Origin of the sequence: Hymenobacter endophyticus (genome assembly GCF_032464715.1) — a bacterium.
In the GTDB taxonomy this organism is placed as follows: Bacteria; Bacteroidota; Bacteroidia; order Cytophagales; family Hymenobacteraceae; genus Hymenobacter; species Hymenobacter endophyticus.
The window spans coordinates 161,979-185,525 of the sequence record NZ_JAWDJT010000006.1 but is presented as its reverse complement, the minus strand read 5'-3'; the positions used below and the strand labels follow the sequence as shown (position 1 = coordinate 185,525).

Sequence of the window (23,547 nt, the reverse complement as noted above, 5' to 3'; positions counted from 1 at the left end):
ACCATGGCAGAAGTACGTCCGGATGAAGTATCCGCCATTCTGCGGGAACAACTCTCCAACTTCAAAACCGAAGCCGAACTCGAAGAGGTAGGTACGGTTCTGCAGGTTGGTGACGGTGTAGCCCGTATCTACGGTCTGGGCAAAGCCCAGTCGGGGGAATTGCTCGAATTTGAAAACGGCCTGCAGGCCCTGGTGCTGAACCTGGAAGAAGACAACGTAGGTGCCGTAATGCTCGGCGACTACTCCGAAATCCGGGAAGGTGCTACCGTGCGCCGTACCAATAAAATTGCATCTATTAAAGTAGGTGAAGGCATCATTGGCCGCGTGGTAAACACGCTGGGCCAGCCCATCGACGGCCGTGGCCCTATCCAGGGCGACACCTACGATATGCCTTTGGAGCGTAAGGCTCCTGGTGTAATCTACCGTCAGCCGGTAGCTGAGCCCATGCAGACGGGTATCAAGGCTATTGACGCCATGATTCCAATCGGCCGGGGCCAGCGGGAACTCATCATTGGTGACCGTCAGACGGGTAAGTCGACGGTAGCCCTGGATGCCATCCTGAACCAGCGCGAGTTCTTCGAGCGTGGTGAGCCAGTTTTCTGCATCTACGTAGCCGTAGGTCAGAAAGCCTCGACCGTTGCGCAGGTAGTAAATGCCCTGACCAAAGGTGGTGCTATGGACTACACCGTGGTAGTGTCGGCTTCGGCTTCCGATCCGGCTCCCATGCAGTTCTTCGCGCCCTTCACTGGTGCTGCCATCGGCGAGTTCTTCCGTGATACGGGCCGTCCGGCCCTGGTAGTGTACGATGACCTCTCCAAGCAGGCCGTAGCTTATCGTGAAGTGTCGCTGTTGCTGCGTCGTCCTCCCGGACGTGAGGCGTATCCCGGTGACGTATTCTACCTGCACAGCCGCCTGTTGGAGCGCGCCGCGAAGATCAACGCTTCGGACGCCATTGCTCAGGACATGAACGACCTGCCCGCCAGCATCAAGCACTTGGTAAAAGGTGGTGGTTCGCTGACGGCTCTGCCCATCATTGAAACCCAGGCTGGTGACGTTTCGGCTTACATCCCGACCAACGTAATTTCGATTACCGACGGCCAGATCTTCCTGGAAACCAACCTCTTCAACTCCGGTGTGCGCCCCGCCATTAACGTAGGTATCTCGGTATCGCGCGTAGGTGGTAACGCCCAGATCAAGTCGATGAAGAAGGTAGCTGGTACGCTGAAGCTGGACCAGGCCCAGTTCCGTGAGCTGGAGGCCTTCGCCAAGTTCGGCTCCGACCTGGATGCTTCGACCAAGCTCACCATCGAGCGGGGCCGTCGTAACCTGGAAATCCTGAAGCAGCCCCAGTTCTCGCCCCAGAAGGTAGAGGACCAGGTGGCCATCATTTACGCCGCTACCAACGGTTTGCTGGACCAGGTGCCGGTAAACAAGGTGCGCGAGTTCGAGCGGGAGTTCACGCAGGTGATGAACACCCGCCACCCCGAGGTGCTGCAAGGCCTGAAGGCGGGCAAGCTGGATGACACCACCACTGGTGCCATCCGTCAGGTTGCCAAAGACCTGTCGGCGGTGTACGCTTCTAAGTAATTCATTGGTTGTCAGTTGTTGGTTGTCAGTTGTCAGGAAAGGGCTATTCGGCCCCGTCCAAACTGACAACCGACAACTAGCAACTGACAACTTATTTTCACAAGAATGGCTAGCTTAAAAGAAGTCCGGAGCCGCATTACGTCGGTGCAGAGCACGCAGCAGATTACCAAAGCCATGAAAATGGTGGCGGCGGCCAAGCTGCGGCGGGCTCAGGATAACATCCTGCGCATGCGCCCCTATGCACAGCGGCTCAACAGCATTCTGGGCAACCTGACGGCTTTGGCCGGCGAAGATGTAGTAAGCGAGTACGCGGAGCAGCGCGAGGTGCGCCGGGTGCTGATTATTGCCGTTACCTCCGACCGGGGCCTAGCTGGTGCGTTCAACAGCAACGTGTTCAAGGGTGTGAATGCCGTGGTGCAGGAACGCTACGCGGCCCAGGCCGCCGCCGGCAACGTAGCCTACATGGCCATCGGCAAAAAGGCCCACGACTTCTTCGGGCGGCGTGGGGAGCTGGTAGGCAACTACACGCACGTGTTCGGCAAACTGTCGTTTGATACGGTGCGCGAAGCGGCTGAGCAGGCAATGGACGGCTTCCGGGCTGGTCAGTACGACGAGGTAGTGATGGTGTACAACGAGTTCCGCAACGTGGCTACGCAAATCGTCCGGACTGAGCAGTTGCTGCCGCTGGTACCGGCCGAGTTGCCTGCCGGTGCTCAGGCTACGTCGAACGTGGACTACATTTTCGAGCCTTCGAAGGAGGAAATCGTGCGTACTCTGATTCCGCAGTCGTTGAAAGTGCAGCTGTACAAGGCGGTGCTGGAAAGCAACGCCTCGGAGCACGGTGCCCGCATGACGGCTATGGAGAAGGCCACCGAAAATGCCGGTGAGCTGCTCAAGTCACTCAAGCTGACCTACAACCGGACCCGCCAAGCCGCCATTACCACCGAGATTCTCGAAATTGTGGGTGGTGCTGAGGCCCTGGCTGCCAGCCGGTAAGGTTTCGCCTGAGCCAGAACGTAAAACGGCCCGCTTCCGAAAGGAGGCGGGCCGTTATGCCATTGTACGCACTACAGTTGCGCGTATTGCCGTTTGGCTAGCTCCAGGCTAGGCTTAGGTAGTTTCGGGTTCTGGTCCAGCAGCTCCAGAATCCGTTGCGGTGTGAGTTGGGCGAAATCGGGGATGGTGAGGAGTGGGGCCTGAAAATCGGTGGCTTTGAGGTTGGTGGTAACCCCGATGCAGTGCATGCCGGCGCGGTAAGCCGCTTGCTCACCCAGAATGGCATCTTCCAGTACCACGCACCGCTCGGGTAGTACGCCTAACTGGCGGGCGGTAACGGTATAGGTTTCGCCGTGGGGCTTGCCTTTATCTACGTCATCCTTGCCCACTATCACGTCGAAATACCGGCGCAGGTCCAGATGGTCGATGATGTACTCAATGGTATCGGTAGCGGAGCCGGTGCCCAGGCCAATTTTGAAGCCAGCGGCGCGGGCTGCTTGTAGAAACCGGGTGAGGCCGGCCACTTCCCGCCGCTTGTTCCAGTACAGCACCCGGTACAGAAACTCCCGTTGGGCGGCGTACTCTTTAAGCTGTTTTTCGGGAACGGGGTTGGTGAAAACAGCCTTGAGAATGTTGGTGGCCGGCATACCATTGAGGCGGCGCAACAGTTTGCGGGCGTTAGTGGTCAGGCCCAGGTCACGGAACAGCAGTTGGAACGCTTTGGCTTGCTCGGGGGTGTTGTCGATGAGGACGCCATCCATGTCAAAAATGAGGGCGTAGGGCTGGATAGTAGGCATATAAGCGGGGGGTAACGTGGCAGAAGCTCCCAGCGTAGTACGCAACTCCGGCGAGGCAGGGCTATCTTTGCAGCTCCGAACCCAGCAGGGTCTGAAGGCGCTGCTTCATTCTTCTTTTCGCTTTGAAAACACCCTTGAGCCTGTTGCTGGCCGCTACCCTGGCGGTTCCGGCCTTCGCGCAAAAAGCTGGCAAACCCCTGGAACGCCCCAAACTGGTGGTGGGTATTGTGGTAGACCAGATGCGCTACGATTACCTCTACCGCTACTGGAACAAATACGGCAGTGGGGGCTTCCGCCGCCTGCTGGGCGAGGGATTCAGCTACGAAAATGCCCACTACAATTACGTGCCCACCTACACCGGGCCGGGCCACGCCAGCATTTATACCGGCACCACGCCCTCGGTGCACGGCATTATCGGCAACAACTGGCTGGAGCGGGAGCAGGGCCGGGGCACCTACGTAACCGAGGACAATACCGTGCAGGCCGTAGGTGGCACAGCCGCCGCCGGTCAACAGTCGCCGCGCCACATGCTCACCACCACCATCACTGACGAACTGCGGCTGGCTACCAACTTCCAGAGCAAGGTAATTGGGGTGTGCATCAAAGACCGGGGCTCTATTTTGCCGGCCGGGCACGCGGCCAATGCCGCGTATTGGTACGACGGGGCCAACGGGGCCTTTATCACCAGCACCTTTTACGCCCAGCAGCTGCCCGAGTGGGCTACGAAGTTCAACGCCGAAAACCGGGCCGCCAAGTACTTGGATCAGACCTGGAACACACTGTTGCCCATAGCACAGTACACCGAAAGCTCCCCCGATGACGTGGCTTGGGAGGGTACGTTTAAGGGAGAGGCTCGCCCCGTATTTCCCCACGATTTGCCCACCCTGAGCGCCGCGCCCAGCCGGGCCGTGAAAGGCAACATGGAGGCCGCCGGCGAAAAAGCACCCGTGGCCACTGCCCGCAACCTCGACCTGATTCGCTCCACGCCCTTCGGCAACTCGCTTACCTTAGATTTTGCTTTGGAAGCCATGCGGGCTGAACAGCTGGGCCAGCGGGGCCAAACCGATTTTCTGGCCCTCAGCTTCAGCAGCACCGACTATGTCGGCCACCAGTTCGGGCCCAACTCCATTGAGGCCGAGGATACGTATTTGCGTTTGGATAAGGAGCTGGAGCGGCTGTTTGCCTACTTGGATAAGGCTGTGGGTAAAAAGCAGGCGCTGGTATTCCTGAGTGCTGACCACGGCGCGGCCCACTCGCCCAATTTCCTGATTGACAAGAAAATTCCGGCTGGCTCAGTGGGGCCCGGCCTCATGCGCGACTCGGTGCAGCGGAAGCTGGTGAACTTGCACGGCCCCGGCAAATGGGTGCTCAGCTACGAAAACCAGCAGGTGTACCTGAACCGCCCCCTCATTGCGGAAAAGAAGCTGGACCTCTACCAGATGCAGCGGGAGGTGGCCGGTATTGTGCTCAGCTTTGCGGGCGTAACGCGGGCTCTGGCCGCCGAGGATGTGCAGAAGTCCCACTGGGAAAGTGGGATGCTGATGTACCTGGAAAACGGCTACTTCCCCAAGCGCAGCGGTGATGTGCTGGTAGTGCTGGAGCCGGGCTGGCTGGAGTCGTACCAGTTTCCCATCAACAAGGGTACTACCCACGGCTCCTCGGGCAATTATGACACCCACGTACCAGTAGTGTTCTGGGGTTGGCACGTAAAGCACGGACAATCATCAGCTCCGGCAAAGATTACCGATATTGCACCCACATTGGCCCGCTGGCTCCACATTCAGGAGCCCGACGGCTGCACCGGCCAACCGTTACCGGAAGTGCTGGGCTGGTAAACTTAATGGCGCGGCTGAGTACAGGGCAGTATCCTACGCAATTCAGCTACGTTAAACACGCTCCAAACTCGAACCTTACATACCTCCTGACGGGGCCAAATTGGTTGGCCCTCCTATTTCTCTCACATGGCCCATTTTAACCCCTGGCACGACGTAGAGCGTGGCGAAGACGCTCCCAAAGTTGTTAACGGTATCATTGAAATTCCCAAAGGCTCGAAGGGCAAATACGAGCTGGACAAAGACAGCGGCCTGCTGAAGCTGGACCGCGTGCTGTTCTCGGCCGTGCACTACCCGGCTGCCTACGGGTTCATCCCGAAAACCTACTGCGACGACAAGGACCCGCTGGATATTCTGGTGCTGTGCTCCGTGGACATTGTGCCCATGTGCCTGGTAGATGCCAAGGTAATTGGGGTGATGCAGATGATTGACCAGGACGAGGAAGACGACAAAATCATTGCCGTGGCCGCCAACGACGTGTCGGTGAACCACTACAACGACATTGCCGACCTGCCCCCGCACACCCTGCTGGAAATGCAGCGCTTCTTCGAGGACTACAAAGCCCTGGAGCACAAGCAGGTAACTGTAGAGCGTTTCATGGGCCGGGAAGATGCTTACCGCATCATCGAAGACAGTATTCAGCTCTACGAAAAAACTTTCCCCAAGGGCAACCCCAAAGATGAAGAGGACGTAAAGGAGGCCCTGAGCTAATCCACCCTACTTCCTTCTACACACCATGCAGCCCCCGGTCGTCATTCCTGACGCCGGGGGCTGTTGCGTTGGCAAGCGGATGACAATCGGCGCGTCGGTTTCGGTGGTATCTTGCCCCGCTACTTTTGCCCTGCCTGTGCCTGCTTTTCTTTTCCTACTCCGCCGCTGCCTGGATGCCGTGCTGTACAGCAGCGTGTGGCTATCGGGAGCGGCGCTGGGGCTGATGTGGGCCACGTTTCTGTTCTGGCAGGTACACATTCCGGCGCGGCTGGGCGGACTGATTTTCGCGGCCACGCTCTTCCTCTACAACCTCGACAGCGTGCTGCCCTACAAGCAAGGCCAACACCCCGGCCTGTCCAAGCGCAAGCAGTGGATGCAGCGGCACCGGCGCACGTTGCTGGTGGTGGCGCTGGTAGCCGGGCTGGTGGCGGGGGGGCTGTTTCTGCTGGATGCGCGGCTGCTGCGCCTCACGCCGTTTCTGCTGCATCTGGGCCTGATTTCAGTACTCTACTCCATGCCCTTACTCAAGCGGCGGGGCCGCTGGTGGGCTTTGCGGGATTTACCGTTGCTGAAGGTATTTCTGATTGCCTACGTCTGGGCCGGCGTAACGGTGTGGATACCGGCGCTGTACTTGGGCCGGGCATTGATGGAGCCGGTGGTGTGGCTGCTGTTTCTGCGGCGCTTCCTATTCATTCTGGCCCTGGCCTTCGTGTTTGATATCCGCGACTATACCAAGGACCAGGCCACCGGTACCCGCACATTTCCGGGGCTGGTCGGCGTTAAAGCCACCAAATTTATTGCTCTGGCGGCTTTGCTGCTGGCGGCCGGGCTGGTGCCGTCCGGTACGCCGGCTGGTCAGCACCTACCGCTGCTGCTGCCGTTGCTGGCGGCGGCGGCCGTTATCTGGTTTGCCGAGGAAAACCGGCCCGATTACTACTTTGCCCTCCTCACCGACGGGGTGATGGTTCTGCAGTTTGCGGTGGTGTGGTGGATAACGCGGGGGCAGGCGGTGAGTTTCTCCTGACAGTGTGCGGGTTCCTGCAGAAAATCGGCTATTCTTGCCCTGCCTGTGCAGTGCAGGCACTTGATACTGTGGTGCTATGCTGAAACGAGTACGGGCCGGACTGGCTCTGGTGAGTTGCTTGCTGACGGGAATGGCCCAGGGCCAAACGCTTGACCCCGTGGACCTGGTGAATCCGCTGATGGGCACTGATTCCAAGCCCAGCCTCTCCAATGGCAACACCTACCCGGCCATAGCGCTGCCCTGGGGCATGAACTTCTGGCTGCCCCAAACCGGCAAAATGGGCAGCGGCTGGGCCTATCAGTACTCGGCCGACAAGCTCAAAGGCTTCAAGCAAACCCACCAGCCCTCGCCCTGGATGAACGACTACGGGCAGTTTGCTCTGATGCCCATCACCGGCAAGCTGCGGTTTGAGGAAGAGGAGCGGGCCAGCTGGTTTTCGCACAAGGCCGAGGTGGCCCAGCCCCACTACTATAAGGTGTACCTGGCCGACCACGACGTAACCGCCGAGCTGGCCCCCACCGAGCGGGCCGCCCGCTTCCGCTTCACTTTTCCCCAAACCGATAGTGCCTACGTGGTGCTGGATGCCCTCGATAAAGGCTCCCACGTGCAGATTCTGCCCGAGCAGCGCCGCATCATCGGGTACACCACCCGCAACAGCGGCGGCGTGCCAGCCAATTTCAAGAACTACTTCGTGCTGGAGTTCGACCACGCGTTCAGCAGCACCACCATCTACCAGGACAAGATGCTGGATGGCAAGCTGCTGGAAGCCACCGCAGGCCACACTGGCGCGGTAGTGGGCTTCAAAACCCGCAAGGGCGAGCAGGTGCAGGTACGGGTAGCGTCGTCGTTTATCAGCCCCGAGCAGGCCCTGCGCAACCTGGAACAGGAAATAGGGGCCGCTGACTTTGAGGCCGTGAAGCAGAAAGGCCACGCGGTCTGGCAGGAGCAGCTAGGCCGCATCAAGGTAGAAGGGGGCTCGGAAACCCAGCAGCGCACGTTCTATTCCTGCCTGTACCGCAGCCTGCTGTTTCCGCGCAAGTTTTACGAGCTGGATGCCGCGGGTAAGCCAGTGCACTACTCGCCCTACAACGGGCAGGTGCTGCCCGGTTATATGTACACCGATACGGGCTTTTGGGACACGTTTCGGGCCTTGTTCCCCTTCCTGAACCTGCTGTACCCCGGCGTAAACAGCCAGATTCAGGAGGGCCTGGTAAATACCTACAAGGAAGGCGGCTGGCTGCCGGAGTGGGCCAGCCCCGGCTACCGCAACATCATGGTGGGCAACAACTCGGCCTCCATCGTGGCCGATGCCTACCTGAAAGGCGTGCGGGGCTACGACATCAATACCCTGTACGAAGCGGCTTTGAAGGGCGCTAATAACCAGGGCCCAATGGAAGCCGTGGGCCGGGCCGGCGCGGGCTACTACACCAAGCTCGGCTACGTGCCTTACGACGTCAAAATCAACGAAAGCGCGGCTCGTACGCTGGAATATGCCTACGATGACTTCGCCATTGCCCAACTGGGTAAAGCCCTGGGGCGGCCCAAGAAGGAAGTGCAGCTCTACGAAAAGCGTAGCCAGAACTACCGCAACCTGTTCGACAAGCAAACCGGGCTGATGCGGGGTAAAAACCAAAACGGCACGTTCCAGTCGCCCTTCAACCCCTTTAAGTGGGGCGACACCTTCACCGAGGGCAACAGCTGGCACTACACCTGGTCGGTGTTCCATGATGTGCAGGGCCTGATGAACCTGATGGGCGGCCCCCGTCCCTTCGTGGCGGCGCTGGACACCGTGTTTACCTTGGCTCCGGTGTTCGATGCCTCTTACTACGGCTCGGTTATCCACGAAATCCGGGAAATGCAGATTGCGGGCATGGGCAACTACGCCCACGGCAACCAGCCCATCCAGCACATGACCTACCTGTACAACTACGCCGGGCAGCCCTGGAAAACGCAGTACTGGGTGCGCGAAACCCTCAACCGCCTCTACCAGCCCACCCCCGACGGCTACTGCGGCGACGAGGACAACGGCCAGACCTCGGCCTGGTACGTGTTTTCGGCCCTGGGCTTCTACCCGGTGTGTCCCGCCACCAACCAGTACGTGCTGGGCGCCCCCCTCTTCCCTAAAGTGACGCTGACGCTGGAAAACGGCAAGCAGGTAGTGCTGAACGCGCCCAACAATAGCGCCGCCAACCGCTACATCAATACCCTCACCCTGAACGGCCAGCCCTACAACCAGAACTGGCTCAGCCACGAGGCGCTAATGCAGGGCGCCACGCTCAATTTTGATATGACGGCGGACCCCAACCGCAGCCGGGGTAATACCCTGCAGGCCGCGCCATTCTCGGTATCGAAAGCGAAATAAGTACAGAGTTAGAAGGACTTGCTTCTACAGGAGCAAGCCGGCCTTACTCTACGATGTGGGTCAGTGAATCGGCTAGTTCCTGGAGGGCGGGGCCGATGAAGCGCACAATGTCACCCGCCACAAGGCCGGCTTCACCGGTTTGCTGAACTGCTAAGTCGCCGGCGCGGCCGTGGGCATAGAGGCCGATAAGGGCGGCGTTGCAGGCAGACAGGCGCTTATCGGCGCGCAAGGCCAGCAGCAAACCCGTTAGCACGTCGCCGCTGCCGCCGGTGGCCATACCGGGGTTGCCGGTGCTATTGAAATAGATCTGACCATCGGGAGTAGCCAGGGCTGTGTACGCGCCTTTTAGCACACAGAAGCACCGGCGCTGCCGCGCAAACTGGCGGAGCTGCTCCAGGCGGTGGTAATCGTCGCGGGCGGGCTCTCCGGTTAGGCGCTCAAATTCCTTGGGGTGGGGGGTGAGCAGCGTATCAGGTGGTAGCAAGTCCAGCAACTCTTGGTTCGCCCCCAACAGATTCAGGGCATCAGCGTCGATAACCAGAGGAACCTTAGCCGCTTCGAGCAGTTGCCGCAGTACCTCCCGGCTGGCCTCCTCCTGGCCCAGGCCCGGGCCTATACCTACGGCGGCGTAAGGCTGCAAGTCGGGGAGTTCGGAAAGATGGCCAAGGGCCGGGTCAGGCAGGCACATGGCCTCGGGCGCGGTGGCTTGCAGAATATCGTAGCCCACTTGCGGGATGCACGTGGTCAGCAGCCCGGTCCCCCCGCGCAGACAAGCTTGGGAAGCTAACACCGCCGCGCCAATCTTGCCCCGACTTCCCGCCAGCAGCAACGCGTGACCAAACGTGCCTTTGTGACTGAACTTCGGGCGCTTGGGGTAACGGCCTACCAGAAAGTTTTCCTCAATAAAGCAATTATCCACAGCCAATTTGTGGATAACTGTGGCTTCCAATCCGATTGACAACAATTCCCACTCGCCCACAAACTCCGCATTTTGGGGCAGGAAGAACGCCAATTTAGGTAGCTCGAAGCTGAGCGTGTAGTGCGCTTGCACCACGGCGCTGTCGGCTGGTTGCGGCGCGTCGGCCAGTAGCCCAGAGGGCATATCTACGGCAATGCACAGAGCCTGAGACTCATTCAAGTGCGCAACCACCTGCGCCGCCAGTCCTGTCAGCGGCCGGCTGAGTCCGGTGCCAAACAGGGCGTCCAGCATCACTGCTCCCGCCGGGAAAGTGGGTAGCCGCCGGGCGTGTAGCTCGTGGCGGGGTACGGCCGTAGGCAGGCGCTGCAGGTTGGCAGCATAGTCAGCAGAGGATTTTTCGGTGGGCAGCAGCCACACCTGGGGCTGGTAGCCGGACTGGTGGAGTAGCCGGGCCAGGGCCAGCCCGTCGCCGCCGTTGTTGCCGGGGCCGCAGAGGATATGGAACGGCGTATCGGCCGCGGGGTGCAGCGCATCGAGCAGCCAGTTGAGCAGGGCCGTGGCCGCGCGCTCCATCAGCTCCAGGGAGGTAATGCCTTGGGCCTTGATGGTGCCTTCGTCGAGGATGCGGGTCTGGGCGGCGGAGAGGATTTTCATACAATACCTATACTTGAAACCGGATTTATCGGATACACCATGCGCTATTCTCTTTTTCTACTGGCCCTGGGGGTGCTGGGCTGCTCTGAACCCCAGGCTGATAAGGCCGCTGGCTCTTCTGCGCCGGATACTCCAACGGCAACTGCTGCCCCGGAAACTACGGATGCTGTAACGGTGCAGTCGTTGCCTGCCAACCAGCTGCCGGCTGGAGTGCCCCGCCAACCCGGCAAGGTGCTGGAGCTAAAGCAATGGACGGATGCCAACGGACTGAACCTGTTGGTGATAACCCGAACCCCGGAGCAGGACGAGCCCGCCAGCCCCGATGAGGCCGACGACGCCCGCCACATAGAAATGTACGCCCGCCAATACGTGCAGCGGGCCGGTACATGGCAGGAGCTATGGCATCTGCAGGATGGAGTCAGCCACTGTCCTTTTGATTTGTGGATTGGCCCGGTACCCGGGGCCACAACGGTAACCGACCTGGACCACGACGGGCAGACGGAAACGACTCTGCTCTACTCCCTCACCTGCACCAGTGATGTAAGCCCGGCCACCTTTAAGCTGATTATGCGCGAAGGAGCCGCCAAATATGCCCTGCGCGGGTACACCGTAGTGCAGTACGATTCGGTGCCCGCTGCCCAGCGCGTGCCCGCCAACCCCTGCTGCCTCGATACTATTAGCGCGGCGCGGCTGGAGGAACACTACGAGCTGCTGGCGGGCCGCTACGAAACCGAAAAGGAGTTCCGAAATGCCCCGCCCGCTTTTCTGCCGTTTGCCCGGCGGCAGTGGCAACGTTTCTCTTCAAAGTCCACCAGCGAGGAGCTTTAACCAGCAGCTGAAAACTTCCGGCCCAGCCCCCGCGTTTGCATACCAGTTGAGTTTCTGACCATATCCTCCGCAACCATGCAAACCTGGAATGATGTAATCCGGCTGGCCAACCACGGCGGCCCGGCCCCCGATAAACGCGTAGAAAAAACCGACGCCGAGTGGCGCGCCCAACTTACTCCTGAACAGTACCACGTTACACGGGAACACGGCACCGAGCGGGCCTTTACCGGTGAGTATTGCGAGGCCCACGAGGCCGGCCTCTACGCCTGCGTGTGCTGCGGCACTCCGCTCTACGACTCGCGCACCAAGTTCGAAAGCGGCACCGGCTGGCCCAGTTTCACCCAACCGGTGCAGGAAAACGCCATCCGTTACAAGAAGGACACCAGCTACGGCATGACCCGCGTGGAAGTGCTCTGCAACGTGTGCGACGCCCACCAGGGCCACGTTTTCCCCGACGGCCCGCCACCCTCCGGCTTGCGCCTGTGCATCAACTCGGCCGCTGTTAAGCTGGTAAGCGAAAAGCAGGAAGTCTAGCAGTAACTTGTTTTGCCATGAAGCAAGGACCCCTGTGCATTGTACTGGGGTCCTTGTTTTTGCTGGCACTAGCGGAACTGCCAAATTTCTGCCGACTTTCGTAGCCCGCTTCCGCAACTTGCTGGAAACGGCCCGTGTTATAGCTGCTTTCCCACCCATTTTCCACCCCACCCATGTCGTTGCTTTTCACTGATTTTGCCAGTTGGCAGGCCCATTGCGCCACTACTGGCGAACCGCTTTATCAGCCCGTACTCGCCTACGAAATCGAGCAGAAAGGCCGCACGGAGGAAGAAATCTGGACGGGCCTGCAGCGGGCCTACGATGTGATGCGCGACGCCGTGCACACCGGCCTGACGCAGAATATGACGTCCCGCTCGGGTATGGTGAACAACGGGGCCAAGAAAATTGCCGCCTCGCCCGTTACGGTGCTTTCGCCCGAGTTCAAAAACCTGATTACGCGGGCGTTGGGAGCCAAGGAGGTGAACTCCTGCATGGGCCGGGTGGTGGCCGCACCCACGGCCGGGGCCTCGGGCATTCTGCCGGGCGTGCTGGTTACGCTCCAGGATTTGCACAAGCTGGAAGACCGCGCCATTCTGGAAGGGTTGCTGGTGGCAGCGGGCGTAGCCCTCATTATCGAGCAGAACGCCTCCCTGGCAGGTGCTGTGGGCGGCTGCCAGGCCGAAACCGGCTCGGCAGCGGCCATGGGGGCCGGCGCCATTGTGTACTGCTTGGGCGGTTCAGTAGACGAAACCTTCGCGGCCGTAGCCATTACCATCCAATGCATGCTGGGCCTCGTTTGCGACCCGGTGGCGGGTCTGGTGGAAGTGCCCTGCGTGGTGCGCAACGCCTCCGCCTCGGCCATTGCCTTCAGCTCCGCCCAGATTGCCATTGCCGGCGTCGACCCCGTAATTCCCGTGGACCAGTGCGTGGCCGCCCTCGGCGAAGTGGGCCAGAGCATGGAAACCCGCTACAAGGAAACCGCCCTCGGCGGCCTGGCCAACACCACCCGGGGCCGTGAAATCGAAAAAATGGTGCTGGTGCAGGACGTCCAGATTCTGCCTGATGAGGAAACGCAATGAGGTAGCCACCGTGGTTGAGCCAACCGGAAGAAACCTCCCGCTTTGGCTGCACTCAGCCTAGCGTTCCGGCATTTTCCCAAACATAAAGCCGGGAAGCAGTTCCGCGCATAGCTTCTTCAACAAGAAAAGCCCCACCGAATCAGAATTTGGTGGGGCTTTTCTTGTTGGAGCCTGAATGAAAATATTGATTAACGCTTTAGCAGTTTCTCACGCTGCTGGGAGCCATCGGGCAGGGTAAGGTGGAGGAAATAGGCTCCGGCAGGCAGTCGGTCCAGGGCATCCAGTGCAATTTCGGCGGCTCCAACTTGCACTTGGGTACTAGCGCGGTACACTTCCCGACCAAGGCCATCAAGCAGGCTGGTGGTTACGGTTCCCGCCACAGCCGACTGTATCGGAGCCCGGAGGCTGTAGCTGAACGGATTGGGGTATACAGTGCGTGCGGCCACGCCAAAAGCTACCGTGCGCGGCCCATATGTAGTGGCTTGGCCATTGAGGTCGAGCTGGCGTAGGCGGTAGTAGCGCAGGCCACTCTTGCCGGATTCCCGGTCGGTGTACTGGTAGGTGCGGGCTTGCTGAGAGTTGGCCGAAGCAGCGGGTACGGTTGCCAGCGTGCGAAACACCTGGCCGTTAGTAGATACCTGCACCTCAAAGCCGGCATTATTAAGTTCCTGGGCGGTAGCCCAGCGCAGCAGCGCATCGGAACCCTGGCGTTGCGCTTCAAAGCTGGTGAGCGTAACGGGCAAAGGATTATTTCGGTCGCCCAGCGTGAAGAAACTCAGCCGATCCACTCCGGCTTTGGTTATGTCATTGGCATTCTGCTCCTGCCCGTCCTTGCCCACAAACCCCCAGGTAGCTCCACTGTTCTGCGACTGAAACAGTACCAGATCTGCCTCCGGAATGCCGTTCAGCTCACGGTCGAGGTAGCGGAAGACGAGGGTAGCATTCAGCCCCCCGTTCACATCGGGCACAAGGTTGAACTGGCGCTGCACGCTCCGGCTGCTACCAGCTCCCGAAAAAGTCAGGCCCGTAAGGCGGGAGGCCAGGGTCTGGCCGGCGGCGCGGCCGGTGGTGGTCAGCGTAAAGCCTATGTTGCCAAAGTCCTGAGTTGCGCCTAAGGTCACTAGCCGGTTGGTCTGTACCACGCCCAGCAGGAAGCTGCTTTCCGTTTCGTTCTCAATGCGGGCGTTAGCAAACAAGTTGATATTGAAAACGTTCGGGTCGTTGACGGAGGTTTGTAGAATACCGCTGACAAACGTAAGCCGACCCACAATGCTGGCCGTGTTGGTCAGCGTTTTCATACCGCCACCCTCCACGCGGACGTTGAAAAATACGTCACCATCAAACTGCTGGTCGCCGGTGCGGGCTAATACAAAAAAGCCGCCGCTCTGCTCATATCCTGAAGCTGGGTTAGAAAAATTGCCGAATACCTGCAGCTCGCCCTCCGTCAGGCGCAGCACGGCGCGGTTCGTAGGATCGGTACCGGCTACGGTGAGGTTACGGGTTTGTGCGATGCCAGCGGTAATATCCGGAAAGTTGATGGGGCCTACCGGAATCAGGGCGTCGGTTATGGCCGTGGGTACGCCGGCCGTCCAGTTATTGTCATTAAACCAGTTGGTGCCCTGGCTGCCCGTCCAGGTGGTGTTGGCGGGCGTGGCCCCGGTTACTGTGAAGGTGGCGCGGTAATTTTGCCCCCCCCGGCTGTCATATACTTGGTATCCATCCCCGTTGTTCACGCCGCTACCCTCAAAGTATACATCCAGCACGTAAGTGCCGTTGCCATTAGTGCGAGCCAACAAATCAAGGTTAGCAGTGAGTACATCCCACTTTTCATTGGTGGGGTTGCCATCTACGCCCCGAGCCCGGAAGCCCAGCTCAATCGACTGAAAGCCGGCTGCCGCCGTGCTCTGGCGGTAAAGGCGGTAGTAGAGGCGGGTAGCCTGAATATCGTCGCCGTTGTTTTCAAACGTGTTGGCTTCCGCGCCATTCAGCAACAACTGGCCGGTAGTACGGTCGAATGACCCTAAGCTACCCCCAAAATTGGGGTTGCTGGTGTCGGTCAGCTCCGTATCATAATACACATTGCCCCGGCCGGAGTTGAGAACTACAAAGTTCTTATAGAAGCCGGAGCCAGCCCAAGCGGGAGCCGATAACAGGAGGAAAAGCAGCAATGCTCCCAGCCGCCGGGAAGTACTATTCCCAAATTGGTAGATGAATGTAGCCATATAAGTAAAACGAAGGCAAAAACGCAGAAAATCAACTAGGTCACTGTCCCATGTTGAACACAGTTGGGGCGCTTAACGCAGGTGTACCGGAAAAGTTGAAGTACTACTGGTAAAATAAATCAATATTAAATTTGAAAAATTATATATAAAGCACCCTCAAATAGATCTTTCCCAAGCTCTACAGTAAGCTACTAGGCAAATAAACATTTCTATTTGGACGAAAGCAGGAAGCAGGTAAACTGAACCAGGCAGGCTTTCGGTCATAGCTATTTCAGCGCCTCATCAATCAAAGTAAAGCTGGGGCCATGCCAAGGCCAGAAGCCTGAGCTTCAGAGCAAGTGTGGCCAGAAGCTGATGGGGTATTTAGATGGGCTCGATGACCGGGGCCATGATGAGGCGAGCCAAGTAGGCAATGGCCCCGGCGTAGCGGCTGCGTAGCTCCTGATACTGCTCCCAGGCTACGGATTCATCGTGTAGGGGCAGCCCAGCCGCCTGGAATTGCTGGTAGGCACTCTGAAAATCGGCGCGGCTGGGCGCGGCCGGGGCCTTGCCCGCCGATTCTTCAGCGCCGGCATCGTACTTGAAGTAGCGCGACACGCGGTTAAGTGACACGCAGCCGGCTTTAAAGCACAGCTCCAGGTGGGCGTCGCGGGGGTGGTTCACGGTACTGCTGATCATGGCGGCCGTATCCAGAATGATGTCGGCGGCCGTAATCCAGGAGCGGCCGGGCTGTGGTGAGCGGAAAAACGCCATAATGGGCAAGGAGGTGTGGGTTTCCTCTATTTCCACAAACCACTCCTCCCACTCGCGCCACTGAGTACCATCGTTCTGTAAAGTACCGGAGCCGTGCAGCCACAGCAGCAGCTTCACGGCTGAGGCCTTAATGCCGGCCCGCAGTTCCAGCCGCGCCACCGTCAGCTCCCGCCTGGAGAAGGCCTGGTACATGGTGGGGAGGTAGGAAATGAGCAGGGTGAGCAGCAGCAGGCCCAGCGTGGCCTCGGAATACGACATTGCCGTGGGCAGTACGTCGTGGCTGGGGTCCTCGGAGCCTAGTGTGAGCAGAGAACTGTTGCTGATGCGGAAGCAGCGCTCCAGGTCTCCTTCTCCCAAGCCCCAGAAAATGGCGGTGTAGCCCAGGCTAACCATCGTGAGCCAAGCAATAGGCAGCATAACCAACCCCACGGGCGCGTACAACGCCAGAATTCGGTCACGCTGCTCATATGAGCGGCCCAGGCGGGCGGCATTCTCAAATACCCAGCGCACCAGCCGAAACACGGCCGTATTCAGCCACGCCGAGTCACTGCGCGGTAGCACAAACGAGCGGATAGCGGCCAGCACCGTATCGGCCACCAAGTAAACGCCCGCTATAAAAGCCAGCGCCCGAAATACTACATCAAGCATATACAGCAACCACGCGCGGCTGCAGTGCCGCCATGCTTGTACTACTAGGTGGCAGCCAGGGTTGGCCGGCAGCAAGCGGCTGGCAAGCTGGTTGTATTAGCCGGGCTACGTCTTAAGCGTTACTTGCGCTCCTTCCAGAGCTGGCGGAACGTTTTAGGGGCTACCTGCACGGCGTCGCGGCGCTTGTTCCAGCCTACTTCGCCCAGCAGGCGGCTGAGTACCCAGTTTTTGCCGGTGGCGGGGGCCAAATCCCACACCCATCGGTGCTTCATACCGTAAAGCCATAGGCCAACAGCCCGCCGTTCTTCCTTGTCAGTGTGACCTTCCTGCACGCTTTGCTGGCGGTTTTTGAGCAGGATGTTGTGAATCGGGATTCGGACGGGGCATACCGAAGTGCATGCCCCGCACAGGCTGCTGGCATAGCTCAGGTGCTTGTTTTCGGCCATGCCCGAGAGGTGGGGCGTAATCACGGAGCCGATGGGGCCGGAATAGGTAGCCTCGTAGGTGTGGCCGCCAATGTTCTTATACACCGGGCACACGTTCAGGCAGGCTCCGCAGCGGATGCAGTTCAGGGCCTCGCGCTTGTCGGGCTGGGCCAGCAGGTTGGTGCGGCCGTTATCCAGCAGAATCACGAACATTTCCTCGGGTCCGTCCTTTTCCAGGGGCTGGCGAGGGCCAGTGTAAATGGTGTTATACACCGTTACCTGCTGGCCGGTGCCGCTGGTGCTGAGCAAGGGCCAGAACAAATCCAGGTCCTGCAGCCTCGGAATCACCTTCTCAATGCCCACAATGGCAATGTGGGTTTTGGGGAAGGTGGCCGAAAGGCGGGCGTTGCCTTCGTTTTCGGTCACGCACACGGCCCCGGTATCGGCAATGAGGAAGTTGCCGCCGGTGATGCCCACCTCGGCCGCCGTGTACTTGTTGCGCAGCAGGTGACGGGCCGTGAGCACCAGTTTCTGGGCGTCGTCGGTGTACTCAATGCCCAGGTGCTTCACGAAAATGTCGGCAATATCGAGCTTGCTCAGGTGCATGGCCGGCGTGACGATGTGGTAGGGCCGCTCCCCGTTCAACTGCACAATGAACTCACCCAAATCCGTTTCTACCGACTCAATACCACGCTTTTCCAGGTACTTGTTGAGGTGAATTTCCTCGGTGGTCATGCTCTTGGCCTTCACCACGGTGCGGGCCTGGCGGCGCTCCATAATCTTGCCCACTTCAAACAAAGCCTCCTCCGCGTTCTGGGCCCAGATAACCTTGCCGCCCCGGGCCGTGAACTTCTCCTCGAATTGTAGCAAATATTCATCCAGGCGGTTGATAACCTGGGTTTTGAGGTAGGAGGCTCGGTCCCGGGCCAACTCGTGGTCCTGGTAAAAGCCCATACCTGTCTGTACGGCCGCGTTGTACTTGCCAATGTTGAACCGAATTTTGCGCCGGTGCTCCAGGTCGAAAGCCTTACGGTCGGAGTCAACCAGAAACTGGGCCGATTTTTTGGGGGCGGGCGTGGGTATCGTCGGGTTCATGGCAGCACAGCGTACAACGGGTTCTTAGCAAATATAAAAACCCGCCGGCCCTCATTGGGTTCAGCGGGTTTTATATTTGGGGAGGGCTCTTGTTATTCCGAGTGGAGCAAGGAATCTGGGTATGCCTTCTGGTGGCTAACTCAGATGCCTCGCTCCGCTCGGAATGACAGCAATCTTACTTCTTGTTCGAGTCCACCACGATGCGCTGGTCACGGTTGGCTAGGTCCCAGGCAGTGTAGAACACCAGGCGGGCGCGCTTTTCCATCTTCGGAAACTCGATTTTCTCTACTTCGTCGCCGGCGCCGTGGTAGTCATCGTGCACGCCGTTGAAGAAGAAGGCTACCGGAATGCGGTGCTTGGCGAAGTTGTAGTGGTCGGAGCGGTAGTAGAAGCGGTTGGGGTCTTCCGGGTCGTTGAAGCGGAAGTCCAGGTCCATCTTGGTGTACTTCTCGTTCTGGGCCTGCAGAATGGTGTGCAACTCGGAACTAAGCTTGTCGGAACCAATAACGTACACGTAGTCGCCCTTGCCCTCGTGGTCTTTGTCGGTGCGGCCCACCATGTCGGTGTTCAGGTCTACTACGGTGCTGGCCAGCGGGAAAATGGGGTGGTCGGTGTAGTACTCCGAGCCCAGCAGACCCTTTTCCTCGCCCGTTACCGTCAGGAACAGAATGCTGCGGCGGGGGCCATGGCCCTCGGCTTTGGCTTTTACGAAGGCCTGGGCCATTTCCAGCACCGTTACGGTGCCGGAGCCGTCGTCATCGGCGCCGTTGTGCACCTCGCCGTTGATGATGCCGATGTGGTCGTAGTGCGCCGACAACACCATGATTTCATCTTTTTTGTCGGTGCCTTCCAAGTAGCCCAGCACGTTTTCGGTGGTGAAGTCCTCGGTTTTCTTGGGGGCTTTCACCAGCACTTTAGCCACTTTGAAGGGGCTGGCCGTGGGTTTGGCGGCCTTGCTTACGCCGGCCGTGTACTTGGTAACGGCGGGGGCCGTGGTGCCCAGCAGCTTGTAGCCCAGCGCCGGACTCACGAAGTAGGCCGTGGGACGGGTAGTCTGGGAGGCTTCCTTGAAGGCAATGCTGGGCCGGCTGATGTAGGGCGTCATGCGGGCGGCCAGCTTCTCGAAGTTGCTGTTGGGATTGAAATCCACGAAGATGACCGAGCGGGCACCTTTCTGGGCGGCCAGCGTGAGCTTGGCCCGGTAGTCCTGGCCCCACTTGCTGTTCTGGCCATCCTTGCCCAGCAGGGCAGTGCCCTTGTCGGTCTGGGGCTCACCCAGCAAAATCAAGAGGTCTTTGCCTTTCACGTCGCCCATAGCCGCGTAGTCGGAGTAGCCGTCCTGCTCAATGCCGTAGCCCGCAAATACGGGCTGCACGTTGGTTTCCTGCTGGAAACCATTGCCGCCGAGAGCATAGAAATCCGTGAGCCATTTGTAGCTAGTCGGCCCGATTTTCATGGTGGCTCCATCGGCCCAGGAGCTGCGTACCATGGTAAAGTGCTGCAGGTAGGGGTTGTCGGAGCCGGTAACCGGACCTTTCAGGCCCAGGTCGGCAAACTGCTTGGCAATGTAGTCGGCGGCCATTTTCTGGCCTTTTTCGCCAGTTTCGCGGCCCTCGTAAGCATCCGAGGCCAATACGGTCAGGTGCTGGCGCAGGTCGGCCTGGGTGATGGTTTCGGCGTAGCCCTGGGGCAAGTCAGTGGCAGGGGCCGGAGCAGCCGTTTCCATTACCGGTGTGGCGGTTACCTCGGTTTTGGCTTTGCGCTTGGTTTTAACCTTGATTTTTTCGGGAGCCTGAGCCACTGCGGCGGTAGCTACGCCCGCGGCCAGCAGCCAGGTGAGCAGGGAAGTTTTGTTCATACAGAGTAAAACGGTAGGGGTGGAGTTCGGCTAAAGACGAAGCGGTGGCAAAAGGCTGCATTCAGCGGGAGCCGTAGCACGAAGCTTTGCTTTGCGCTGCGGCCCGGCAGCAGGCTGCTACTTGGTAATCAGCACCGCGGCGTAAGCGGCCACGCCTTCGCGGCGGCCCACAAAGCCCAGCTTTTCGGTGGTGGTAGCCTTAATGCTGATGTCGTCGGCTTCAATGCCCATCACCTCGGCCAGCACGCGCTGCATTTCGGCAATATGGGGGTTGACTTTGGGGGCTTCCAGGCAAACGGTGGAGTCGATGTTGCTGATGGTGTAGCCGCGTTCCGTGAGCAGGCGCACCACTTCCTTCAGCAGCCGCTTGCTGTCAATGCCCTTGTACTGCGGGTCGGTGTCGGGAAAGTGAAAGCCAATGTCGCGCAGGTTGGCCGCGCCCAGCAGCGCGTCGCAGATGACGTGAATGAGCACGTCGGCATCGGAGTGGCCCAGGGCACCGTGGGTATGGGGCACCTGAATGCCGCCGAGCCAGAAGGGCAGGCCTTCCTGCAGTTGATGAACGTCGTAGCCGAAGCCAGTCCGGATTTTCATAGGGGTTCGAGGCGAAGGGAAACAGAATTGAGTGGCAAGGTACGGGAACCGCGCCGTTGCGGGCCGGGAAAAAAATGCCCCACGGGTAAAGTAAAAACTGGCCGCGTGCGTCAGTAGCGGGGAAGAAGTCGGCCCGCATGGAAAAGGATAGCAAAAAATTAATGGAAACTAAGGAATCGTTAAAAGTTTCCATAGTACCTTTGCTGCCGTAGTCATGGAAATCAAAGACCGAATTCTGCAAGCTGCCATTGGCCTCTTCACCCGCAACGGGATTAAGAGCGTGTCGATGGACGACATTGCCACCCACCTGGGCATCTCCAAGAAGACGCTCTACAAGTGGTTTGAAAACAAGGACCAGATTGTCTCGGCCGTCATTGGCAACCACCTCAATGGGGTACAGGGCGAGTGTGAGGGCATCATCGGGCATGCGCGCAACGCCGTGGATGAGATGGTGCAGATGATGGACTGGGCCAAGCGTCAGTTCGCCAACATCAACCCCAACGCCATCCACGACCTGCGCAAGTACTATCCCGCCGCCTGGGGTCTGTTTCACGAGCACAAGAGCGGGTTCATTCTGCAGCAGATTCAGGCCAACCTGCGCCGGGGCGTGCAGGAGGGTCTCTACCGCGCCGACCTCGACATAGAGGTGCTTTCGCGCCTGCGCCTAGCCCAGATAGATATTCTGTTCAACCCCGATGTATACCCCCCGGCCCAGTTCGACCAGATGCGGGTACAGATGGCCTGCAACGAGCATTTCCTGCTGGGCGTGGTGTCCCTGAAAGGCCACAAACTACTAAACGAGTACCGTCACGTGACGGAAGAAGAATAAGCTTCATCACCTGCTTTCCCTGATATGAAAAACAACCTCCGCGTTATGTTGCTGGCTGCCGGGCCGGGCCTGCTGGCCCCCGCCGGCACCGCCCTGGCGCAGACGGCCCCGGCTCAGCAGCCGGCGCTGGCCACCTCCGCGGCCGCCGGACTGATGCCCCTGAGCCTGCAGCAGGCCATCGACTACGCCGTCAAGAATAAGTCGACGCTGCTTTCCACGCGCCTGAACGAGCAAACTGCCAAGGCGCGGGTGGGCGAAATTAAAGCCGCCGGTCTGCCGCAGGTGAACGTGGCCGCCAACGTGGCCGATAACTTCAAGCTGCAAAAGTCGCTGGTTGATTTCGGGGCGTTTGCGGGCGGAGGCTCGGCCACCACCCTTACCCCGGCGGATATTGCCGCCGTGCAAAGTGGGCAAACAGTAAATCTGGGTACGGTAGCGCTGCCCTCAGAGCCCGTGCCGCCCCAGGCCCTGGCTTTTGGCTTACGTAACGCCGGCAACGCCAGCGCCTCCGTGTCGCAGCTGCTCTTTGATGGTTCCTACCTCATTGGCCTACGGGCCGCCAAGGTGTACGAGGACCTGGCCAAGAAGCAAACCCAACAGGCCGAAATTGACGTGGTGGAGCAGGTAAGCAAGGCCTATTACAGCACGCTGGTAGCCCGGGCCCGCTTGTCGTTGCTGGCCCGCAACCTGCAGCGCCTTGATACGGTACTGTACCAAACCAACGAAACCTTTAAGGCCGGCTTTGCCGAGAAGCTGGACGTGCAGCGCCTGCAAGTGCAGCGTAACAACCTGCTGGTAGAGCAGCAAAAAGCCCAGCGCCTTACCGAGCTGAGCGTGGCCCTGCTGAAATTCCAGATGGGTTTACCCCAAAACCAGGACATTCAGCTTTCCGATTCGCTCGGCGCAGCCGTGGTGGATGCTGGGGCCCTGCGCCAGCGCCTGGGCGTGGCCAGTGCTACTAACGGCGGCGGCGTAACGGGCCTGGGCGGTGTGCCCACCGGCACGGCTCCCACCTCCGGCAGCACCGATGCACAGCGCCAGCAAGATCAGCAAACGGCTCTCAGCGGGGCGCGCACCGGCCAACTGGCTGCCGCCTTCAACTACAACAACCGCATCGAGTTCAGCACGCTGGAAACCCAGCAGGCCCTGGCCGGACTGGACCTGGCCAACCGCCGGGCCGGGGCCTACCCCCGCCTGCTGTTCACGGCAGCGTACGGCTTCTCGGGCTCGGGCCAGACCAAGGGTGACCTGTTTGCCTTCCGGGGGCCTGACTCCCGGGCGGCCAACGGCTTCCCCAACCAGAACTGGTTTGGCTTTGGCAACTACGGCCTGAGCCTGCAGATTCCGGTGTTTGATGGCTTCCGTCGCAAGTACCAGGTGCAGCAGGCCCGCATTGCCCAGCAAACCATCGAGCGGGGCTTCGAAACCCTGCGCCAGAGCATCGACCTGCAGGATGCCCAGAGCCGCACCACCCTGGTGAATGCCCTGGACGTGCTGGATAACCAGAAAGCCAACCTCGACCTGGCCGCCGATGTGGCCCGGGTGTCGCGCATCAAGTTTCAGGAGGGCGTCGGCTCCAACCTGGAAGTGGTAACGGCCGAAACCAGCCTGCGTGAAGCCCAAACCAACTACTACGCCGCCATTTACGACGTGCTGGTAGCCAAAGTAGATCGGGACAAAGCCACCGGCGAGTTGTACAACCAAGCCAAAAAATAAGAAGCTAGACGTCAGAAGCTAGGAGCTAGAAGCTTCTGACCCAGCTGCCAACCCCATAAATCTAGCTCCTACCTCCTTAGCTCC

General features: G+C 59.5%; 18 protein-coding genes. 11 read left to right on the top strand and 7 right to left on the bottom strand.

Features of this window, described 5'->3' with window-relative positions; translation table 11 throughout:
• Positions 1–3 precede the first annotated feature (3 nt).
• On the top strand, positions 4–1,587 hold the full coding sequence (gene atpA / locus ROI90_RS11255) for a F0F1 ATP synthase subunit alpha (protein WP_315998442.1): 1,584 nt from the start codon (positions 4–6) through the stop codon (positions 1,585–1,587).
• Between the two features lie 105 nt (positions 1,588–1,692).
• Positions 1,693–2,583, top strand: coding sequence for an ATP synthase F1 subunit gamma (gene atpG / locus ROI90_RS11250; protein ID WP_315998441.1), 891 nt, complete (start codon positions 1,693–1,695; stop codon positions 2,581–2,583).
• Between the two features lie 71 nt (positions 2,584–2,654).
• Here the strand turns inward: atpG and ROI90_RS11245 are convergent, their stop codons facing one another.
• A complete protein-coding gene (locus ROI90_RS11245) occupies positions 2,655–3,380 on the bottom strand; it encodes an HAD family hydrolase (protein ID WP_315998440.1) in 726 nt (241 codons plus the stop codon).
• Between the two features lie 122 nt (positions 3,381–3,502).
• Between ROI90_RS11245 and pafA the strand changes: the two genes are divergently transcribed.
• From pafA to ROI90_RS11225, 4 genes are all read left to right on the top strand, one after another.
• Positions 3,503–5,215: an alkaline phosphatase PafA gene (gene pafA / locus ROI90_RS11240; RefSeq protein WP_315998439.1), complete on the top strand. Its 1,713-nt coding sequence runs from the start codon at positions 3,503–3,505 to the stop codon at positions 5,213–5,215.
• A 126-nt stretch (positions 5,216–5,341) separates the two neighbouring features.
• Positions 5,342–5,923, top strand: coding sequence for an inorganic diphosphatase (locus ROI90_RS11235; RefSeq protein ID WP_315998438.1), 582 nt, complete (start codon positions 5,342–5,344; stop codon positions 5,921–5,923).
• Between the two features lie 136 nt (positions 5,924–6,059).
• Positions 6,060–6,947, top strand: coding sequence for a UbiA family prenyltransferase (locus ROI90_RS11230; protein WP_315998437.1), 888 nt, complete (start codon positions 6,060–6,062; stop codon positions 6,945–6,947).
• Positions 6,948–7,023: 76 nt separating this feature from the next.
• Positions 7,024–9,309 (top strand): GH92 family glycosyl hydrolase, encoded by a 2,286-nt coding sequence (locus tag ROI90_RS11225; RefSeq protein ID WP_315998436.1) that lies wholly within the window; start codon positions 7,024–7,026, stop codon positions 9,307–9,309.
• 43 nt (positions 9,310–9,352) lie between these two features.
• Here the strand turns inward: ROI90_RS11225 and ROI90_RS11220 are convergent, their stop codons facing one another.
• Positions 9,353–10,882 carry an NAD(P)H-hydrate dehydratase gene (locus tag ROI90_RS11220; protein WP_315998435.1) on the bottom strand — a complete coding sequence of 510 codons (1,530 nt, stop codon included), beginning with the start codon at positions 10,880–10,882 and terminating at the stop codon, positions 9,353–9,355.
• Between the two features lie 39 nt (positions 10,883–10,921).
• Between ROI90_RS11220 and ROI90_RS11215 the strand changes: the two genes are divergently transcribed.
• From ROI90_RS11215 to sdaAA, 3 genes are all read left to right on the top strand, one after another.
• Positions 10,922–11,710: a M949_RS01915 family surface polysaccharide biosynthesis protein gene (locus tag ROI90_RS11215; protein ID WP_315998434.1), complete on the top strand. Its 789-nt coding sequence runs from the start codon at positions 10,922–10,924 to the stop codon at positions 11,708–11,710.
• Between the two features lie 75 nt (positions 11,711–11,785).
• On the top strand, positions 11,786–12,244 hold the full coding sequence (gene msrB / locus ROI90_RS11210; RefSeq protein ID WP_315998433.1) for a peptide-methionine (R)-S-oxide reductase MsrB: 459 nt from the start codon (positions 11,786–11,788) through the stop codon (positions 12,242–12,244).
• A 173-nt stretch (positions 12,245–12,417) separates the two neighbouring features.
• Complete coding sequence (gene sdaAA / locus ROI90_RS11205; protein WP_315998432.1) at positions 12,418–13,323, top strand: L-serine ammonia-lyase, iron-sulfur-dependent, subunit alpha; 906 nt, start codon at positions 12,418–12,420, stop codon at positions 13,321–13,323.
• 188 nt (positions 13,324–13,511) lie between these two features.
• Here the strand turns inward: sdaAA and ROI90_RS11200 are convergent, their stop codons facing one another.
• The 5 genes from ROI90_RS11200 to ispF all read right to left on the bottom strand — a co-directional run bounded on the left by ROI90_RS11200 (position 13,512) and on the right by ispF (position 20,918).
• Complete coding sequence (locus ROI90_RS11200) at positions 13,512–15,545, bottom strand: T9SS type A sorting domain-containing protein (protein ID WP_315998431.1); 2,034 nt, start codon at positions 15,543–15,545, stop codon at positions 13,512–13,514.
• 363 nt (positions 15,546–15,908) lie between these two features.
• Positions 15,909–16,946 (bottom strand): hypothetical protein, encoded by a 1,038-nt coding sequence (locus ROI90_RS11195; RefSeq protein ID WP_315998430.1) that lies wholly within the window; start codon positions 16,944–16,946, stop codon positions 15,909–15,911.
• 119 nt (positions 16,947–17,065) lie between these two features.
• On the bottom strand, positions 17,066–18,466 hold the full coding sequence (locus ROI90_RS11190) for a LutB/LldF family L-lactate oxidation iron-sulfur protein (protein WP_315998429.1): 1,401 nt from the start codon (positions 18,464–18,466) through the stop codon (positions 17,066–17,068).
• A gap of 175 nt (positions 18,467–18,641) precedes the next feature.
• A complete protein-coding gene (locus ROI90_RS11185) occupies positions 18,642–20,324 on the bottom strand; it encodes a M28 family peptidase (protein ID WP_315998428.1) in 1,683 nt (560 codons plus the stop codon).
• Between the two features lie 117 nt (positions 20,325–20,441).
• A complete protein-coding gene (gene ispF / locus ROI90_RS11180) occupies positions 20,442–20,918 on the bottom strand; it encodes a 2-C-methyl-D-erythritol 2,4-cyclodiphosphate synthase (RefSeq protein WP_315998427.1) in 477 nt (158 codons plus the stop codon).
• 214 nt (positions 20,919–21,132) lie between these two features.
• Here ispF and ROI90_RS11175 point away from each other — a divergent pair, with 214 nt between their 5' ends.
• Both ROI90_RS11175 and ROI90_RS11170 read left to right on the top strand, forming a co-directional pair.
• Positions 21,133–21,747 carry a TetR/AcrR family transcriptional regulator gene (locus tag ROI90_RS11175; RefSeq protein ID WP_315998426.1) on the top strand — a complete coding sequence of 205 codons (615 nt, stop codon included), beginning with the start codon at positions 21,133–21,135 and terminating at the stop codon, positions 21,745–21,747.
• Positions 21,748–21,771: 24 nt separating this feature from the next.
• Positions 21,772–23,463, top strand: a complete 1,692-nt coding sequence (locus ROI90_RS11170; RefSeq protein ID WP_315998425.1) for a TolC family protein — start codon at positions 21,772–21,774, stop codon at positions 23,461–23,463.
• Positions 23,464–23,547 lie beyond the last annotated feature (84 nt).

What these genes read in the sequence shown, in the direction of transcription:
- atpA (WP_315998442.1), top strand. Translation starts at nt 4, where the DNA reads ATGGCAGAAGTACGTCCGGATGAAGTATCCGCCATTCTGCGGGAACAA.
- atpG (WP_315998441.1), top strand. Translation starts at nt 1,693, where the DNA reads ATGGCTAGCTTAAAAGAAGTCCGGAGCCGCATTACGTCGGTGCAGAGC.
- ROI90_RS11190 (WP_315998429.1), bottom strand. Translation starts at nt 18,466, where the DNA reads ATGAACCCGACGATACCCACGCCCGCCCCCAAAAAATCGGCCCAGTTT.
- ROI90_RS11185 (WP_315998428.1), bottom strand. Translation starts at nt 20,324, where the DNA reads ATGAACAAAACTTCCCTGCTCACCTGGCTGCTGGCCGCGGGCGTAGCT.
- msrB (WP_315998433.1), top strand. Translation starts at nt 11,786, where the DNA reads ATGCAAACCTGGAATGATGTAATCCGGCTGGCCAACCACGGCGGCCCG.
- ROI90_RS11170 (WP_315998425.1), top strand. Translation starts at nt 21,772, where the DNA reads ATGAAAAACAACCTCCGCGTTATGTTGCTGGCTGCCGGGCCGGGCCTG.
- ROI90_RS11215 (WP_315998434.1), top strand. Translation starts at nt 10,922, where the DNA reads ATGCGCTATTCTCTTTTTCTACTGGCCCTGGGGGTGCTGGGCTGCTCT.
- ROI90_RS11195 (WP_315998430.1), bottom strand. Translation starts at nt 16,946, where the DNA reads ATGCTTGATGTAGTATTTCGGGCGCTGGCTTTTATAGCGGGCGTTTAC.
- ROI90_RS11220 (WP_315998435.1), bottom strand. Translation starts at nt 10,882, where the DNA reads ATGAAAATCCTCTCCGCCGCCCAGACCCGCATCCTCGACGAAGGCACC.
- ROI90_RS11200 (WP_315998431.1), bottom strand. Translation starts at nt 15,545, where the DNA reads ATGGCTACATTCATCTACCAATTTGGGAATAGTACTTCCCGGCGGCTG.
- ROI90_RS11175 (WP_315998426.1), top strand. Translation starts at nt 21,133, where the DNA reads ATGGAAATCAAAGACCGAATTCTGCAAGCTGCCATTGGCCTCTTCACC.
- ROI90_RS11235 (WP_315998438.1), top strand. Translation starts at nt 5,342, where the DNA reads ATGGCCCATTTTAACCCCTGGCACGACGTAGAGCGTGGCGAAGACGCT.
- ROI90_RS11245 (WP_315998440.1), bottom strand. Translation starts at nt 3,380, where the DNA reads ATGCCTACTATCCAGCCCTACGCCCTCATTTTTGACATGGATGGCGTC.
- ROI90_RS11225 (WP_315998436.1), top strand. Translation starts at nt 7,024, where the DNA reads ATGCTGAAACGAGTACGGGCCGGACTGGCTCTGGTGAGTTGCTTGCTG.
- ispF (WP_315998427.1), bottom strand. Translation starts at nt 20,918, where the DNA reads ATGAAAATCCGGACTGGCTTCGGCTACGACGTTCATCAACTGCAGGAA.
- sdaAA (WP_315998432.1), top strand. Translation starts at nt 12,418, where the DNA reads ATGTCGTTGCTTTTCACTGATTTTGCCAGTTGGCAGGCCCATTGCGCC.